At 37.6% G+C, this 16141-nt stretch carries 15 protein-coding genes; 8 read left to right on the top strand and 7 right to left on the bottom strand.

All coding sequences use genetic code 11. The annotated features are described in order from the left end of the window. Nucleotides 1-75 precede the first annotated feature (75 nt). Nucleotides 76-1968 (top strand): asparagine synthase (glutamine-hydrolyzing), encoded by a 1893-nt coding sequence (asnB, locus tag G4D63_RS10610; RefSeq protein ID WP_163179624.1) that lies wholly within the window; start codon nt 76-78, stop codon nt 1966-1968. Nucleotides 1969-2004: 36 nt separating this feature from the next. On the opposite strand, the gene G4D63_RS10605 is transcribed toward asnB, so the two are convergent. Further along, complete coding sequence (locus G4D63_RS10605; RefSeq protein WP_163179623.1) at nt 2005-2208, bottom strand: TM2 domain-containing protein; 204 nt, start codon at nt 2206-2208, stop codon at nt 2005-2007. A 119-nt stretch (nt 2209-2327) separates the two neighbouring features. On the opposite strand from G4D63_RS10605, the gene G4D63_RS10600 reads away from it, so the two are divergent. Continuing rightward, nucleotides 2328-3521, top strand: a complete 1194-nt coding sequence (locus G4D63_RS10600; protein ID WP_163179622.1) for an MFS transporter — start codon at nt 2328-2330, stop codon at nt 3519-3521. Between the two features lie 46 nt (nt 3522-3567). Here G4D63_RS10600 and G4D63_RS10595 read toward each other — a convergent pair whose 3' ends face one another. Continuing rightward, a complete protein-coding gene (locus G4D63_RS10595; RefSeq protein ID WP_163179621.1) occupies nt 3568-4518 on the bottom strand; it encodes an ABC transporter substrate-binding protein in 951 nt (316 codons plus the stop codon). 240 nt (nt 4519-4758) lie between these two features. Between G4D63_RS10595 and G4D63_RS10590 the strand changes: the two genes are divergently transcribed. From G4D63_RS10590 to G4D63_RS10570, 5 genes are all read left to right on the top strand, one after another. Further along, the gene (locus tag G4D63_RS10590) at nt 4759-5595 is read left to right on the top strand and encodes an ABC transporter ATP-binding protein (protein ID WP_163179620.1); all 837 of its coding nucleotides are present in this window, start codon (nt 4759-4761) and stop codon (nt 5593-5595) included. After that, complete coding sequence (gene fhuF / locus G4D63_RS10585; RefSeq protein WP_163179619.1) at nt 5570-6343, top strand: siderophore-iron reductase FhuF; 774 nt, start codon at nt 5570-5572, stop codon at nt 6341-6343. Before G4D63_RS10590 ends, fhuF begins: the two co-directional genes overlap by 26 nt. Further along, the gene (locus G4D63_RS10580; RefSeq protein WP_163179618.1) at nt 6344-6595 is read left to right on the top strand and encodes a YusU family protein; all 252 of its coding nucleotides are present in this window, start codon (nt 6344-6346) and stop codon (nt 6593-6595) included. Between the two features lie 104 nt (nt 6596-6699). After that, nucleotides 6700-7620 carry an oxygen-dependent tRNA uridine(34) hydroxylase TrhO gene (gene trhO, locus G4D63_RS10575; protein WP_163179617.1) on the top strand — a complete coding sequence of 307 codons (921 nt, stop codon included), beginning with the start codon at nt 6700-6702 and terminating at the stop codon, nt 7618-7620. 231 nt (nt 7621-7851) lie between these two features. Then, nucleotides 7852-8769, top strand: coding sequence for a proline dehydrogenase family protein (locus tag G4D63_RS10570; RefSeq protein WP_163179616.1), 918 nt, complete (start codon nt 7852-7854; stop codon nt 8767-8769). 264 nt (nt 8770-9033) lie between these two features. Here G4D63_RS10570 and G4D63_RS10565 read toward each other — a convergent pair whose 3' ends face one another. From G4D63_RS10565 to G4D63_RS10550, 4 genes are all read right to left on the bottom strand, one after another. After that, nucleotides 9034-9273: a hypothetical protein gene (locus tag G4D63_RS10565; RefSeq protein ID WP_163179615.1), complete on the bottom strand. Its 240-nt coding sequence runs from the start codon at nt 9271-9273 to the stop codon at nt 9034-9036. Between the two features lie 112 nt (nt 9274-9385). Beyond that, nucleotides 9386-10825: a carbon starvation CstA family protein gene (locus tag G4D63_RS10560; RefSeq protein ID WP_163179614.1), complete on the bottom strand. Its 1440-nt coding sequence runs from the start codon at nt 10823-10825 to the stop codon at nt 9386-9388. A gap of 132 nt (nt 10826-10957) precedes the next feature. After that, the gene (locus tag G4D63_RS10555; protein ID WP_163179902.1) at nt 10958-11698 is read right to left on the bottom strand and encodes a LytTR family transcriptional regulator DNA-binding domain-containing protein; all 741 of its coding nucleotides are present in this window, start codon (nt 11696-11698) and stop codon (nt 10958-10960) included. Further along, nucleotides 11695-13434 carry a sensor histidine kinase gene (locus tag G4D63_RS10550; protein WP_163179613.1) on the bottom strand — a complete coding sequence of 580 codons (1740 nt, stop codon included), beginning with the start codon at nt 13432-13434 and terminating at the stop codon, nt 11695-11697. Before G4D63_RS10550 ends, G4D63_RS10555 begins: the two co-directional genes overlap by 4 nt. Nucleotides 13435-13686: 252 nt before the next feature. Between G4D63_RS10550 and G4D63_RS10545 the strand changes: the two genes are divergently transcribed. After that, nucleotides 13687-15849 (top strand): beta-propeller domain-containing protein, encoded by a 2163-nt coding sequence (locus G4D63_RS10545; RefSeq protein ID WP_163179612.1) that lies wholly within the window; start codon nt 13687-13689, stop codon nt 15847-15849. Between the two features lie 74 nt (nt 15850-15923). Here the strand turns inward: G4D63_RS10545 and G4D63_RS10540 are convergent, their stop codons facing one another. Then, nucleotides 15924-16073: a YuzL family protein gene (locus G4D63_RS10540; RefSeq protein WP_163179901.1), complete on the bottom strand. Its 150-nt coding sequence runs from the start codon at nt 16071-16073 to the stop codon at nt 15924-15926. Nucleotides 16074-16141 lie beyond the last annotated feature (68 nt).

Below are 16141 nucleotides of genomic sequence, written 5' to 3'. Positions count from 1 at the left end.
AAATCCTTGAAAAATTTGTAACAAAAGCTATTATTCCATCGTTAAACTTCCAGATAGTTGAAGGGATGGATATTAATGTGTGGATTTATTGCGTGTATATATGATGTAAATCGTTTTGAAGATCGTCATCATGATGTGAAAAAAATGAGTGCAGCAATCAAGCATCGTGGACCAGATCAAGAGGGACATTATCAGGATGCACATGTAGATTTGCTGTTTAGAAGACTAAGTATCATTGATTTAGAGAGCGGTACCCAGCCATTAAGCTATGACAACGAGAGGTACTGGATTGTCTTCAATGGCGAGATTTATAATTACATGGAGCTAAGAGAAAAGCTAGTTTTTAGTGGTTATCAGTTTGAAACCCATTCAGATACGGAAGTAATTGTTGCTTTATTTAGCAAAATTGGAAAAGATGTTGTACATGAACTGAGAGGAATGTTTTCCTTTGTCATATGGGATCAAGTTGAAAAGACGCTCTTTGGTGCAAGAGACCAATTCGGTATTAAGCCACTGTATTATAAAGAAAATGAAGATTGCCTACTATTTGCGTCTGAAAAGAAAAGTCTGCTTGATGAAGAGGATGGTAGACATCTTAATCTGCAATCTATACAACACTATTTGACGTACCAATATGTTCCGGAGCCTACTACGATGATTCAGACTATCAAAAGAATGGAGCCGGGTCATTATTTTATAAAAAAGCTTGGGAGCAAGATGGAGACTTTTCAATATCATAAGGTGTCTTTTCAGCCATTCTCAAACAATGAGGAGATTTTATTTAAGAAAGTAAGAGAAACGATTTTCGACTCAGTCGAAAAACATTTAACCAGTGATGTTCCAGTCGGCTCATTTTTATCAGGTGGAATCGATTCTACGATTATCGCGGCTGTTGCAAAGGAGTTTTCACCTAACCTCCGGACCTTCTCCATCGGTTTTGAAAACGAGGGTTATAGTGAACTTGAGGTTGCTAAAGAAACTGCGAGAAAGCTAGGGATCATCAATCATTCTATTTATATTAATGTAGAAGATTTTAAAAGAGAACTACCTAAAATTGTATGGCATCTTGATGATCCTCTTGCAGATCCGGCCACTATTCCACTTTACTTCCTAGCAAAAGAGGCTCGTAACTATGTAAAGGTGGTCTTATCAGGTGAAGGAGCAGATGAATTATTTGGGGGTTATAATATTTACCGCGAACCTCATTCGTTAATGCCTTTTCAATATATTCCTGAGAATCTCAAAATGCTTCTTCTAAAGGGAGCAGAATCGTTACCATACGGTATGCGAGGGAAGAGTCTCATTGAGCGGGGATGTACTCCGATAGAGGAAAGGTATATAGGAAATGCAAAAATGTTTAATGAGCAGGAGAAGATGAAGCTTTTACGCAATTATCAGCCTAACCTTCATTATAAGAACATTACTTCTCCTTATTATGACCAAGCAAGAGCTTATGATCCGGTTACAAAAATGCAATACATTGATATCCATACATGGCTTCGTGGAGATATTTTATTGAAGGCTGATAAGATGTCAATGGCAAATTCTCTAGAATTACGTGTTCCGTTTCTAGATCGTGAGGTTCTTAAGGTGGCAGAATCCATTCCTTCACATTTTAAGATTAATGAGGGTACAACAAAATGGGTCTTGAGAAAGGCGTTCGAGGACCTTGTTCCATCACATGTAGTTAACAGAAAGAAATTAGGGTTTCCAGTACCAATCAGAGTATGGTTGAAAAATGAATTATATGATTGGGCAATCCAAATTATTGGTGAAAGTGAGACCGACCATTTATTCTATAAACCGTTTATTTACGAGCTTCTTGATGAACATGCACTTGGAAAGCACGATCATAGTCGCAAAATCTGGACGGTACTGATGTTCATGCTTTGGCATCAAGTATTTATAGAAGGTAAATATCAGTTCATTGACCATAATGAATCAACTAGAGAATACAGTATGCAATAGTTTTGGGCTGTCAGATCATCTACTGACAGCTTTTTTTCATCGACCATATTTAGCTTGAAATTCTTCCTCTGTCTTAACTAGATAAAGAATTCCCTCAATAAGTCCAATAATACCAGGTATTCCAGTCCAGAAGAACGCTAAGTAAAGGATTCCCATTCCGATTTTGCCAAGGTAAAACTTGTGTATACCGAAGTTGCCCAATAAAATACCGAGAACTCCTGCCACCACTCTACTTTTCATAAATATTTCCTCCTTCTTTTTTAGGCAATCTCTTTCCATTATGCGCAAAATTGTAACTTCTTATGAAAGAGCATGAAACACATCATTCCGAGTCAAGCTAGTTAAAAGGGGTGATATCTTTGTTTAAATCAAATTTCAATACGTTACCTACTGCTTTAAAAATCCTACTTCTCGGTGTGCTATTATCTCATTTAGCTTATTATATTGTGTTACCACTGTTGCCAATTGTACTTAAGGTCCTTAAAGGATTGACGATTGTTCAGATTGGTACGGTGTTAGCAGTGAGCTCCTTTTCTTATCAGGGAGGAAGTGTCATAGGTGGATTATTGGCTGATAAAATAGGTAGAAGAATGATTATTGTGATTGGAGCATTTGTGAAGGGTGTGGGGCTGATTGGCTTTGCGATTGCAGGGACGTATCCATTGTTACTTATGGTAGCAATGATCAATGGACTAGGTGGTGGATTAAATTCACCTTCAACAAAAGCAGCTATTGCCGCCCTTGCATCAGAAGGAGATCATCGTACTACTGTTTTCTCATTAAGAGGTATAGCGGCTAACCTTGGTATTGCAAGTGCCGGGTTGCTAACATACTTTTTGATAGGAGAAGAGTCCATCATCATTTTCTATATATCAGCTGGTTTGTTCTTTGTTCTTGGAATCATCAGCTGGCTATTTGTACCTGCTAATTGTGGGGAAGGAGAATGTGAAGACATAACCTTTCAATCTTATCTAGAAATTTTTAAAAACAAGGCATTTGTTATATATTCGATTATGAGTATTTTCGTCTGGGGCCTTTTTGCTCAATTTGCACTTGCTTTGCCACTTCGAGCTGAATCATTTATGGATAACCCAACTGCTGTTTCACTTGTGTGGACATTCAATAGTATTCTCGTTGTGATCTTTCAAACGACGATTACAAACAGGATTATTAGGAAAATAAATCCGATGAATGCCCTGGCATTAGGTACTGCTTTTATAGGATTTGGGATTAGCTCGTTGTATTTTGCCAATCATTTTAGCTTACTAATTGTAAGTGGAGTAATCTTTATCATTGGCGAAATGATCTTAATGCCAACGATTGATATAACGATTACACAGTTAGGGACCGCACAGTTAATTGGAACCTATTTTGGGTTAGCTAATTTTATTTTTGGTTTAGGTGAGGGACTTGGGAACTTTGGAGGAGCCAGGTTATTAAGTTTAGGCATTCAAACGTACTTACCATGGATCTCTTATTTGACTGTGGCAGTTATTGTCGCGTTAGTAATATATCTGATTCGAAATACAAAACCAATGAAGAGTGTGTTTTAGTTTTTAAAAAAATCCAGGGGAGACCCTGGATTTTTACTCATTAAGTTTATTGTGTTAAAACCTTCTCTAAATCCTCAACCAGCTTCTCAGCAGCAAGTACTCCACCTGCACGGTGCCAAACACTATCGTTCACTTTGTATGCTTTGCCAGCCTTTACTACCTCTAGATTGATAAACGCAGGATGATTGATCCATTCTTCCTCATTATTCTCTTCTTCTTCACTTTGCGTCTCATAGGTGGTGTAGAATAGAAGGTCACCATCCATTTCTGAGATTTGTTCTTTGCTTAATGGTATGTGAGCAACTTCAGTATCCTTCTGATTTTCTGGGCGAGATATGCCGAGTTCTTCAAAAATGTAACCAGCAAAGGAATCTTTTTGATAAATTCGAGCGTGATCCTTCATAAATCGTACTATCGATATCTCTTTTAACGGATCTGATAGGTTGGAAATGCCCTCAAGTCTAACTTTCCAATCTGCAAGTACTGTTTGGCCCTCTTCCTTTTTATTAAGAACCTCTGAATAGAATGTAAAATTAATACTCCAGTCACTATGAAGTGTTTCTGAGTAAACGGTTGGAGCGATATCAGATAATGCTTCATATATTTGCTCATGCCTCATTTTATTTCCGATAATGAGGTCGGGCTTTAAAGTGCGAATTAACTCAATGTCTGGATCCTGTTCAAAGCCTACTGGTTGAACTCCAACCATTTCTCTAGAGATATGCTCATACCATGGATCTCCCACCCATGAATTGACTGCTCCTACTGGTTTAACACCTAGCTTAAGGAAAGCCTCTGTTCCTTCATTGGTTAAAATGACAACACGTTTCGGAGAACTCGGAATGTTTGAAATACCAATAGCATGTTGAAAAGGAATCAACTGCTCCGGTTTCGGTTCACTAGTCTTTGGGGCTTCTGCCTGCTCTTTACAGCCAGTTAAAAAAAGAAAGATCACTACAATGAGAACAATTAGTTTTTTACGGTGGAAAGTTAGCATAGGTAAATCTCCTCTAGGCTTAGTGAAATTTTACATTTTATTACCATTTCTTATTGAAAATGATTTTCAACATCATTGACAGCATATTGAAACTAAAATAAACTATACATAATAATGTCATTAAAAAAGTGTACCGAATATAATCTATACATTTCTAGTATATACAAATAGATGCTGTAAGAGGAACAGTTCTTTTTTGAACCGTGTTAGGAATCTTAAAATAAAAAGGAGTGAACCTAAATGAGTGCCATTCGTACCGACTCTTTAACACTTTCATATGGCGATAGCATCATCATTAAGGATTTGAATCTTCAAATTCCCAAAGGAGAAATTACTGTATTTATTGGTGGAAACGGTTGCGGGAAATCTACACTCCTTCGTTCCTTAGCACGATTACTGAAGCCACAGGAGGGCTCCATTTTATTAGAGGGAAATAGCATTGCAAAGCTTGCAACGAAAGACATAGCTAAACAATTAGCGATTCTTCCACAAGGTCCCAATGCACCTGAGGGCTTAACGGTTCAACAGCTCGTAAAACAAGGGCGATACCCTCATCAAAGCTGGCTAAAGCAATGGTCAAAAGAAGATGAGGAAGCCGTAAACGAGGCTTTGCAATCTACAGGAATGACTGAATTTGCTGATCGTCCTGTTGACTCTTTATCAGGTGGTCAACGACAGCGTGCCTGGATTGCTATGACACTTGCTCAAGATACGGATATTATTCTTTTAGATGAGCCAACTACGTACCTAGATATGACTCATCAAATTGAAATACTAGATCTTTTATTTGATTTAAATGAAAAAGAACAGCGTACAATTGTGATGGTTCTTCACGATTTAAACTTAGCATGTCGTTATGCCCATCAGGTAGTAGCTATTAAAAATCAGGCAGTATATGCTCAGGGGAAGCCAGAGGACGTTATTAATTGTGATTTAGTTAGAGATGTTTTTGATGTTCATTGCCAAGTGACTCAAGATCCTATTTTTGGAACTCCTTTATGCATTCCGCATGGTAGAGGAAGATGTATATTGCCTCAGATAGGAGAAGTGCATGGTAAGCAAGCAATTACAATCTAATGAGCTAGAATTGTTAAGAAATTATCGTCTAACTGTTAAAGACGTACCAGAAGGTTTCTCTTTTCCATGCAGTAAGCTTTTAGATGAGAAATTTGTTGGTGAATTTCTAATCGAATTACAGGAAATGTATCAAATAGACGAACCTTATGTGGCTGCATCTCAATTCATGAAAAGGTATGGCTACAATATCATGGTTCCGTTTTTATATTCCATGAGCATGTTTGATAAACGTTTGGACTTTAGCCTTACCTCTTCTGTTTTTCAGTCATATGAGGATAACGGGACATGGTTACCTAAGTTACAATTAGGCAATCTTGATGTGACCACTGTAGAAGATCATCGTGACAGTTGGAGAACAGCTTCCTTTAAAAGTATATTTAGGGATCATTTGTCTCCCGTTATAGAAGTTCTTTCTGTTAATGCTAAGGTTTCTCGGCATAATCTGTGGGAAAATGCGGCTGTCTATATTTTTTGGATCTATGAAAGCATGATGGAAAAAGAGCCAAATCATCCCAATTTAAAAGAAGATTTTCAAGCCCTTCTAGAAGCAGAGGGGACAGTGTTCGGCAGTTATTCAAAAAATCCAATTCGTAAGTTTTACACCGAGAAGAAATATATTAGTCATAAAGACAGTATGTTAAGAGTCCGGAAAACTTGTTGTTTTTACAATCGATTGCCAGATTCTGAAGATGGTTGCTCCACATGTCCTCAAACGTGTAATGTAAAGATTAAAGAGGAGATGAGGTAGTTGAACGAAAAATTGGTTGATCAACTAGATGGTTTAGTTGAAAAGTACACAGAGCTTCTTTTAGGAGAAGCAAATGATGAATTGAAGAAGAAGGTTCAGGCATATGTGATGTATACTCATATTGCAAAATCGATGCCACCGTTGGCCAAGCATTGGAATGAAACCTATCCAGATGCTAAGGAAGGCCTAAAAGAGCTCATTGCAGAAATTAAAGAAATGAACGAGGCACATCGAGAAAAAAGTAAAAGGTAGAAGTGTATGTTCCATACACTTCTTTTGTCTTTTACTGGATTACATTTTATAATCAATTTTAGTTATGCTAATAATAAATTTTTATGATTACAGGTGATGGAAAAATGAAGTATCAAGTATTGTTATATTATAAGTATGTTCATATTGAAGAACCAGCTGTCTTTATGGAGGAGCATCGTGCTTTCTGTGAACGTATTGGTGTTATGGGAAGAATATATGTAGCTCATGAGGGAATTAATGGAACGGTATCAGGTACGGTAGAACAGACACAACAATATATGAAGGAAATGAGAGAGGATCCAAGATTCTCAGATTTAATCTTTAAGGTTGAACCGTCGGATGAGCATGCCTTTAAAAAGCTAAAGGTAAAGGTGAAACCCGAAATTGTTAATCTACATCTTGAGGATGATGTTGACCCTAACCAGTTAACAGGAAAGCATTTGTCTCCCAAGGAGTTTTATGAGGCCATGCAAGAGGAAGATGTTATTATTCTCGATGCCAGAAATACGTATGAGTATGATCTGGGTCATTTTAAAAATGCGATCAGACCTGATGTTGAAACCTTTAGAGATTTACCACAATGGGTCAGAGAGAATTTAGCTGACCGAAAAGATAAGAAAATTCTTACTTACTGTACGGGAGGAATTCGCTGTGAGAAATTCTCTGGCTTTCTCTTAAAGGAAGGATTTGAAGATGTTTCTCAGCTAAATGGTGGCATTGTCACTTATGGATACGATGAGGAAGTAAAAGGGAAACATTGGGACGGAAAACTATACGTATTTGACGAGCGGATTTCAGTTCCAGTTAATCGAACTGAAGAAGCAAATGTTGTTGGAAAATGCTATTACTGTGATCAACCGGAAGAACGCTATGTAAAGTGTGGAAATCCGGATTGTAATAAACATTTATTATTATGTGAGGACTGTGAGCATGAGCACGTCCGTTCATGTAGTCAGGAATGTGCAGAACATCCTAGAAATCGGTATGTAAAAGAACAGGAAAATAAGGAAGAAGTACAATTATAAACAAAAGCGCTCTGTAGATTTCTACAGAGTGCTTTTTGATGCATGTTTGCTAAGTTGTAAGGCTTGTTACACCATTTGACAAACAAGCCTAATATCCGACAAATAACATAATTTTTTCATATCCAATTGGCGAAAAAGATGATAAAATGATGTTGGTTTAAAAACATATAGCCTCTTTTAACATAGGATATATTGTTACGTAAACTATGTATGGTTTCAGGAGGGGTATAGATGGAACAGCTTATGCGTAACTTTTTCTTGTTTTTGTCGAAAAACAAACCGTTAACGAAGCTTGCGAAGAAGTATGGACTTCATTTCGGTGCTGGAAGATTTGTCGCTGGTGAAACAATTGATTTGGCAGTAAAGGTAATTAAAGACTTGAATAATAAGGGTCTAGCAGTCACGATTGATTATTTAGGAGAGTTTGTGGATCATGAAGAGGAAGCCAATGAAATGGCTGATAATTCAATTGATGCGATTAAAGCAATTGGTCGGGAGAAGCTTGATTCTCAGCTATCACTTAAGATGACATCAATGGGATTAGATATTTCCGATGATGTGGTTTTACGTAATATGCGTCGAATTCTTGAGGCTGCAAAGGAACAAGGGGTATTTGTTACCATCGACATGGAAGACTACTCACGTTGCGCTAAAACGCTTGATATTTTTAAACAGCTAAGATCTGAGTACGACAATATTGGAACCGTTTTACAATCATATCTATACCGCGTTGCAGATGATATTGCAGACTTAAACCAATATAAGCCTAACCTTCGTTTAGTAAAAGGGGCTTACAAAGAATCTCCTGAGGTAGCGTTTCCAAATAAAGAGGATGTCGATGAGAATCTAAAGAAAATCATCAAAATGCACCTTGAAAATGGAAACTATACGGCAGTTGCTTCTCATGATGATGCAATCATCGAATATACCAAAAAGGTTGTGAAAGAGTTAAACATTCCAAACGACCAATTTGAATTCCAGATGCTATACGGCATACGCCCAGAGCGTCAGCTAGAGCTAGCTAAGGAAGGGTATAAGATGAGAGTGTACGTACCATACGGAAATGACTGGTATGGCTACTTTATGAGAAGATTAGCAGAACGACCAGCAAACGTTGCGTTCGTTGTAAAAGGAATTTTCAAGAAATAATTCGGGAGTACACGTTACTTCCTTTAGAAAGGCTACTGAGCTTGTAAATGCTCAGGGCCTTTTATTTTTTTTAGGAAATAAAATTTATCATTTGTTGATAACTTGGGCTAGTGCATTTGAATTCGGCTTCAGCACCCAGCTCCTCGAGGTAAATAACCCTACATCAAGAAAAGGGAAAGAGCACCCTTTTCTTGATGTAGGAACATTTGCTTGTCGGGGCTAATCGGGAGCTTGCGCCTTTTATTTTTTTGAGTGGAGAATCAACTACTGATTGCGTTCTTTTAGTCTCTGTAGAGTTATATAGTAAAAGAGTGCTGAAAAGACACCTATTAATGTTAGTACTAATACAGTAAGAACAATGTTCTTGTGTACTGTGCTTGAGACAGGCTGGCCACGATTGATGAGTTGCCAAATATTCTCTTGATGATTATTTTTGATAACTAGTAGAGCTACAACAAAGCCAATCATAAAGTCAGGGATTAAAATAAATAAGATAAATTCCAAGTGATTACCTCCTTTTTTTATAGGGTAATAAGTTACTTGTATTTTATACAACAAGAGACACAGAAAACGATAAAAGCATCTGATCTTAAAAAAGATCAGATGCTTCAGTAGTTTAAGCCACGTTACCTAGTTCATCCTCTAGAGGAATGTTATTTAGTCGTGCCTTCTTTGCAGCTATGAAGAAGATAGCAATGATTGCAACAGTCGCAATGGCTGCAACGATATAAGAGACGTTAATGGATAAGCCAAACCCAATTTGTGCATTTAAAATGTATGCAAAGGTTGTATATGTCATAAATACACCAGGAATCATAGCAATCCAGTAGTTTTTCTTAGCGATGAATAGATACATGGTAGCTACCCATAAAGCAATTACCGCTGTTGACTGGTTTGCCCATGAGAAGTAGCGCCATAAAAGAGTGAAATCAATTTTTGTTAGAGCAAATGATAGAACGAATAATGGGATAGCGATCCATATACGGCTCATCATTTTAGTTTGAGCGACGTTAATATAATCTGCGATAATCATACGTGCACTTCGGAACGCTGTATCACCAGAAGTGATTGGAAGAATGATTACTCCAAGAACCGCTAATGTACCACCAACAGCTCCTAATAATGCGATTGATACTTCACTTACAACAGCTCCAGGACCACCAGCAAGAACTTCTTGTAAACCAGCAGAACCATCAAACACACTCATAGCCGCTGCTGCCCAGATCATAGCAATGATACCTTCAGCAATCATCATTCCGTAGAAAATGAAGCGGCCTTGACGTTCATTTTGAGTTGTACGAGAGATAATCGGTGTTTGTGTTGCATGGAAACCAGATAATGCTCCACAAGAGATTGTTAAGAATAATAATGGGAAAATTGGTAGGTTATCAGGGTGCATATTTGTTAAAGACAATTCAGGAATTGGAGCACCGGTGATGATTAGCATCCCACCAACACCAACTGCAGAAACTAATAATAAGGCACCAAACACTGGATAGAAACGACCAATAATTTTATCAATTGGTAGTAAAGTAGCTAATAGATAGTAAACGAAAATTGCTGCAATGATTACTCCCATTGCTACACTGCCATTCATTAGTGTGTGTAGTAGTCCAGCAGGAGCTGTTACAAACACAGTACCTACTAGAAGTAGTAATAATACCGCGAAGAAGTTAACCATATGCTTCATAAATTTACCTAAAAACTTACCTGCAAGCTCTGGTAAATGAGCACCTCTGTTACGAATAGAAATCATACCTGTTAAATAGTCATGAACAGCACCGGCAAAAATACAGCCGATTACGATCCAAAGAAATGCTACAGGTCCATATAATGCACCCATGATCGGACCGAAAATGGGACCCACACCTGCAATGTTTAATAACTGTATTAATGAGTTCTTCTTTTCACTCATTGGTAGATAGTCAACGCCATCCGTACGAGTAAAAGCAGGTGTTTGTCGTCCTGAATTCGGACCAAAGATCTTTTCTACAAATTTTCCATAAGTGAAGTATCCAATAATTAAAAGCAGGACACCGGCAATAAATGTATACATGTCAAATCCCCCTTGAAAGAAAGTTTTTGTATTCGTTTTCACTATCATAAATGAAAACGTTTTCCTTGAGGTGATTTCTTGTCTAAGATGTAGGAAATTGTGTTTAAGGTGAAAAAAAAGAGGTCTTACGTGCTATAACTCTAAGAGTGCACGTAGACCTTTTACATAATTTCTGCTTACTGATAAATTTTCCTTCATTCCACTTACCTCTAGTTGATAGGCACCATTAAACCAAGGTATAAGACGAGACACATGATCGAGGTTAACGAGGTAGCTTTTATGAATTCGATAAAAGGAAAGATGTTCTAATCTTTCCTCGAAATCTTTTAAAGATAATTTGGAGTGATATTCTTTATCTTTTAAGACAATTTTGGTTTCCCTTTCATCTCGGTATAAATATAAGATGTCTTTTGGATTCACATAAATAATTCCGTCATCCTCTTCAAGTGCAAGCCTCGCAGAAATAGACGCAGTTTTTTCTAGCTTTTTTGGCTCATGCTCTACCAATAGCCTTTTTAAGCGGGCAACTGTTTCCTTCAGCTGACTCTCGTCGAATGGCTTAACTAGATAATCCACTGCTTGATGACGAAAAGCTTCGACCGCAAAGTTAGGGTAAGCTGTGGCAAATACAATGAGTGGCGTCTTTTTGAGTTCCTTTAAAGATCTAGCCACTTCCATTCCATTTAGTTTCGGCATCTCGATGTCTAGAAAGACAACATCAGGCTGTAGCTGCAAAGCCTTCATAACGGCTTGATCACCGGACTCTGCCTCACCAATAATCTCAATTGTTGGATATTCGGATAATAAATGCTTTAGCTCATCTCTGCTATATCGTTCATCATCGACTATAAGAACTTTGATCACGGTCATTATACTTCCTCCATACTCGCTGAAATTGTAAAGGAAACGGTCGTTCCCTCATTTTGTTTACTATTTATTGAGAGAGCTGATTTTTCACCAAGCATCATGACAAGTCGTCGATTCACATTATATAGTCCTATACCAGTTCCAGTTTTAGACATAACTTTCTCTTTTACTAACTTTGGATATTTAGAAAAATCAATACCACGTCCATTGTCTTGAACGGATACGAGTATGTCCTGGTCCATCTGCTTAATGATAATACTAATTTCACAATTCCTTTCCTTATCTTTAATTCCATGTTTAATAGCATTTTCAACAATCGGCTGCAGTGTTAAAGGTGGAATCGGCTTCCCTAAAACCTGCTCGTCAATATCATAAATGACACGAAGTTTATCAACGAACCTTGCTTCTTCTATTGAAAGATAAGCTTTTACATGCTTAAGTTCTTGTTCTAAAGTGATCCATTGTTCAGTCGTACCTGTTAGATTTTGACGTAGAAAGTGAGATAAAGCGATTAGTAAATTCCTTGCTTTCTTTTGGTCAGTTCTAATGAGTGAAACAATGATGTTTAGTGAATTAAATAAAAAATGTGGACTTATTTGAGCTTGTAATGCTTTTATTTCTGCTTCTTTTGCTAAGTGATAAGCTCTATCTGCCTCGGCTATATCTAACTGATTACTAAGTAGGGAGCTTAGGCCCGTAATCAGTTGTATGACAAGAGGGGTAATCTCTTTTTCAGAACGAAAGTAGAATTTTAATGTACCGATTGTTTTGTCTCTTTGACATAGTGGGGCAATGACCACTGCATGTAATGGACAGTCATCGTGGACGCACTGTATTTCGTCATGATTAGCGACAATAACTCTACCTTCTTGAATAACTCTTTTTGTTGCATCTGTTTGAATAGGCGTGAGCTCACGATGGTGCTCTTGGGCTAAGCCTACATGTGCCAAGATTCTTTCCTGGTCGGTTATTGCGATTGCACTGGCTTGAACCTCTCTATATAAAATTGTACATGCCTCTTTTGCAGATTCGACATATAGACCTTTTCTTAGATGTGTCAATGTAAGTTCGGCTAGGCGAAGTGCCTTTTGAGTTTGAAGGGCACCGATCTTCTCCTCTTCGTTTAGAACGTTTCGGATGATTAATAGAAATAAAGCAGAACCTATACCATTCGCTAGAATCATCGGTAGACCAATCATCTCTACTAAGGTTAAGGCTTTTTGAAATGGCTGAGCGACTAGTAATATAATGATCATCTGTATGGCTTCAGCAAGGGCTCCAATAAAAAAGGCCGAAGTTAATGAGATATGTTTATTTTTGCGATAAAATGCTCCTGCAACAATACCAGCAATAATAGCAGATAAGCCACATGCAATGTCGGTGAAGCCTCCCATCGAATAACGGTGAACACCTGCGATTAATCCTGCACCAATTCCAACTTTATAACCACCAAGAAGTCCCGCAATAATGATTCCGATTACTCTTGAATTAGCTAGTGCTTCATCTTGGTTTAGGTCATTTGCCCATCGGTCAAAATCCATCGAATCGGCATTAAAGGTTAACCCAGAATATGTTCCTATGATTGCAAAGAATCCAAAGAATAAAATAGCAAGTAGTTGTTGTCTAGGTCCAATGTGTTCATGCTGAATCATCTGACGAGAGAAACGAAAGCGTGTCAAAATAAACGCAATCGTTACAAGAATACCCAACCTTTCCAGCATTGTAAGCATCAATTCAAACATATATGGAATTCTCCTGACGTTTAGATTGAAAATATTGTAACACAAAAGGGTAGTTTGGATGAAAATGTTTTAAATTGCAACTTACATGATGTCAGGAGAAGTTGGACCTCAATTTCTAAGTTGTTGATTTGGAATTGTTATATGTAAAGTTCATTTTGATAGAATATTCAAAAATATTCCTGAAAAAGTAAAAAAAGATGTAACTTTTCCTCCTCGTTTTCGACTATGCACTATAAAGGAGGCTCCCTGAGAATGTTAAAACCAAAATATTTTATCATGCTATTATTCTTATTGATTTGTGTTGCTTTCATCTTTCAGTACGGAGTGTATGGATCAAAACCCAGTGTGGTTAGTGGATGGGCTTTAGAAAATAGTAGGAAAGTGGTGCTTCCTAATCACACTTGGGAGTTAGAGTTTTCGGATAAAATGGATCCTTCCACGCTTACAGCGAAAAATATTTATATAGAAGATGCAGAAGGAAATAGAGTTGACACAAAGTTAACAGTTAGAGACGACCAAATGGCAGTAATCATTACACCGCCAGAGGATGGCTATGATATAGCTTCCCCCTATTTTTCTCTGCACGTTAAAAGTGAAATTAAATCCAAAGTAGGCGACTTATTAAAGGTAGGCGAAATGATCTCGTTTTCAGTTTCAGACGGACTTCCAATTGTAGGAAATGAACAAAAGCTTCTTGGATATTTTCGTAGCATCATGAAAAAAGAAGAGTCGATGAGAAGTAACCGTTTTGGAATGGCCACAGAGGAATCAACAGTTGCCGATGATTCAGCAGCCGGCTCAAAATCAGAAGCAGAAAGTTCTTTTTCCGATACTAATGTACAGGTACAAGGTGTGGATGAGGCAGATATTGTAAAAACAGATGGTACCTATATCTACCAAGCGATAAATAGAGAGTTAATTATTACAAAAGCAGTGCCTTCAGATAAGATTAAAGCAGTTTCTACTATTAAATATCCAGACTTTGAACCCTATCAATTATATGTTGATCAAAATAAGCTAGTTGTTATTGGACATTCTTTTCAGGACTACTCAATAGCAGAAAGCTCTAGTAAAAGGGTAGCTCCCCTGTATCAGCAAACCAAAGCAGTGGTTTATGATATAGCGGATCCTAGTAATCCTAAAGAGTTAAAAACGGTGGGGGTAGAGGGGAACTATATCACCTCTAGAAAAGTAGGTTCGATCGTCTATCTTCTAAACAATCATTATCCAGATTATTGGGCATTAGAAAAGGAAGATCTCGATTTAAGGCCAAGGTTCTTTGATACCTCCAGTTCAGAAGACATGAAGCATATTAATTATGAGGATATTCGTTATTTTCCAGAATCACAAAATGCTAACTATTCGATCATTGCGGCATTTGATATAGATCAACCAGAAAAAGAGATGCAGGTTTCTACCTATTTAGGTAGTGGTTCAGATATTTATATGTCAAAAGAAAATTTATATATGGCCGTTTCTAAATATAATGAGGTCATTATGAATGACAGAACGATCTTTGATTCCATACGTCCTGTCTCATCGGCTAAAACAGAAATTTTTAAATTTGAAATAGACGGACTTGATGTTAGCTTTATTGGATCTGGTCTTGTGAAGGGAAGCCTACTCAATCAGTTTTCTATGGATGAGTTTGATGGGCATTTTAGGATTGCAACTACAGAAGGTGATACGTGGAATGAAAACACCCCTTCAAGTAATCATGTTTTTGTTCTAGATGAAAACATGAATGTGGTTGGCAGTGTAGAAGACCTGGCACTGGGTGAACGAATTTATTCAGTGAGATTCATGGGGCAAAAGGCATATGTGGTAACGTTCAAAGAGGTTGACCCATTATTTGTTCTAGACATGAGTGATCACAGGAAGCCTACTGTTCTTGGAGAGTTAAAAATACCTGGGTTTAGCAACTATCTTCATCCTTATGATGAAAACCATTTAATTGGATTTGGACAGCATACAAAGCTAGTAAAGAGTGAGGGGGATCTGTCGCCACGGGTTCTCACAGATGGTGTGAAAATCTCACTGTTTGATGTAAGTAATCCAACTGAACCAACTGAAAAATTCTCGGAAATTATTGGTGGAGGAGGAACCTACTCACCACTAAACTATGATCATAAAGCATTACTCTTTAATAAAAACAAAAATATATTTGCCTTTCCGATTACTGTTTACCAAGATAAGGTAGGTAGTCAGTATGAACAAGAATTAGTCTTTCAAGGAGCACTTGCCTACAGTATAGACCTAGTTAAGGGCTTTCAGCTACAAAAGGAAATCACCCACGAGCCCGAGAAAAACCTCTACGAAAGCTGGGAAAACCAAATCATGCGAGTACTCTATATAGACGATCACATTTACGCAGTGTCACCAAATAAAATCACAGCTCATAAAGTCACCTGGTAACGCATTAACGCATTGGGGGCCAGGCCCCCAATGCGTTAATGTACTAAAGAAGTAACAGCGAGTAATATCGTTTGTTATTCCCCACCCATGTTCGGTTTTTTGTATTGCTGGTTGGTGCTTTGAGTCTTTCCGGTCACATCGCCTTTAACCGTTGGACCTGCATTTCCTTTAACGCTTGCAGCACTCTTAGCTCGTTCAGATGGATTCTTTTTAAGTTTAGCCATGATGATCACCTCCATCTATTATCGTTTCCTATGTGAGTAAAAAAATGACAGAATAAAATGGGAGGATG

This window comes from Bacillus mesophilus (assembly GCF_011008845.1).
Classification (GTDB): domain Bacteria; phylum Bacillota; class Bacilli; order Bacillales; family SA4; genus Bacillus_BS; species Bacillus_BS mesophilus.
The sequence above is the reverse complement of the archived record's forward strand: the minus strand, read 5'-3'. Positions and strand labels throughout refer to the sequence as shown.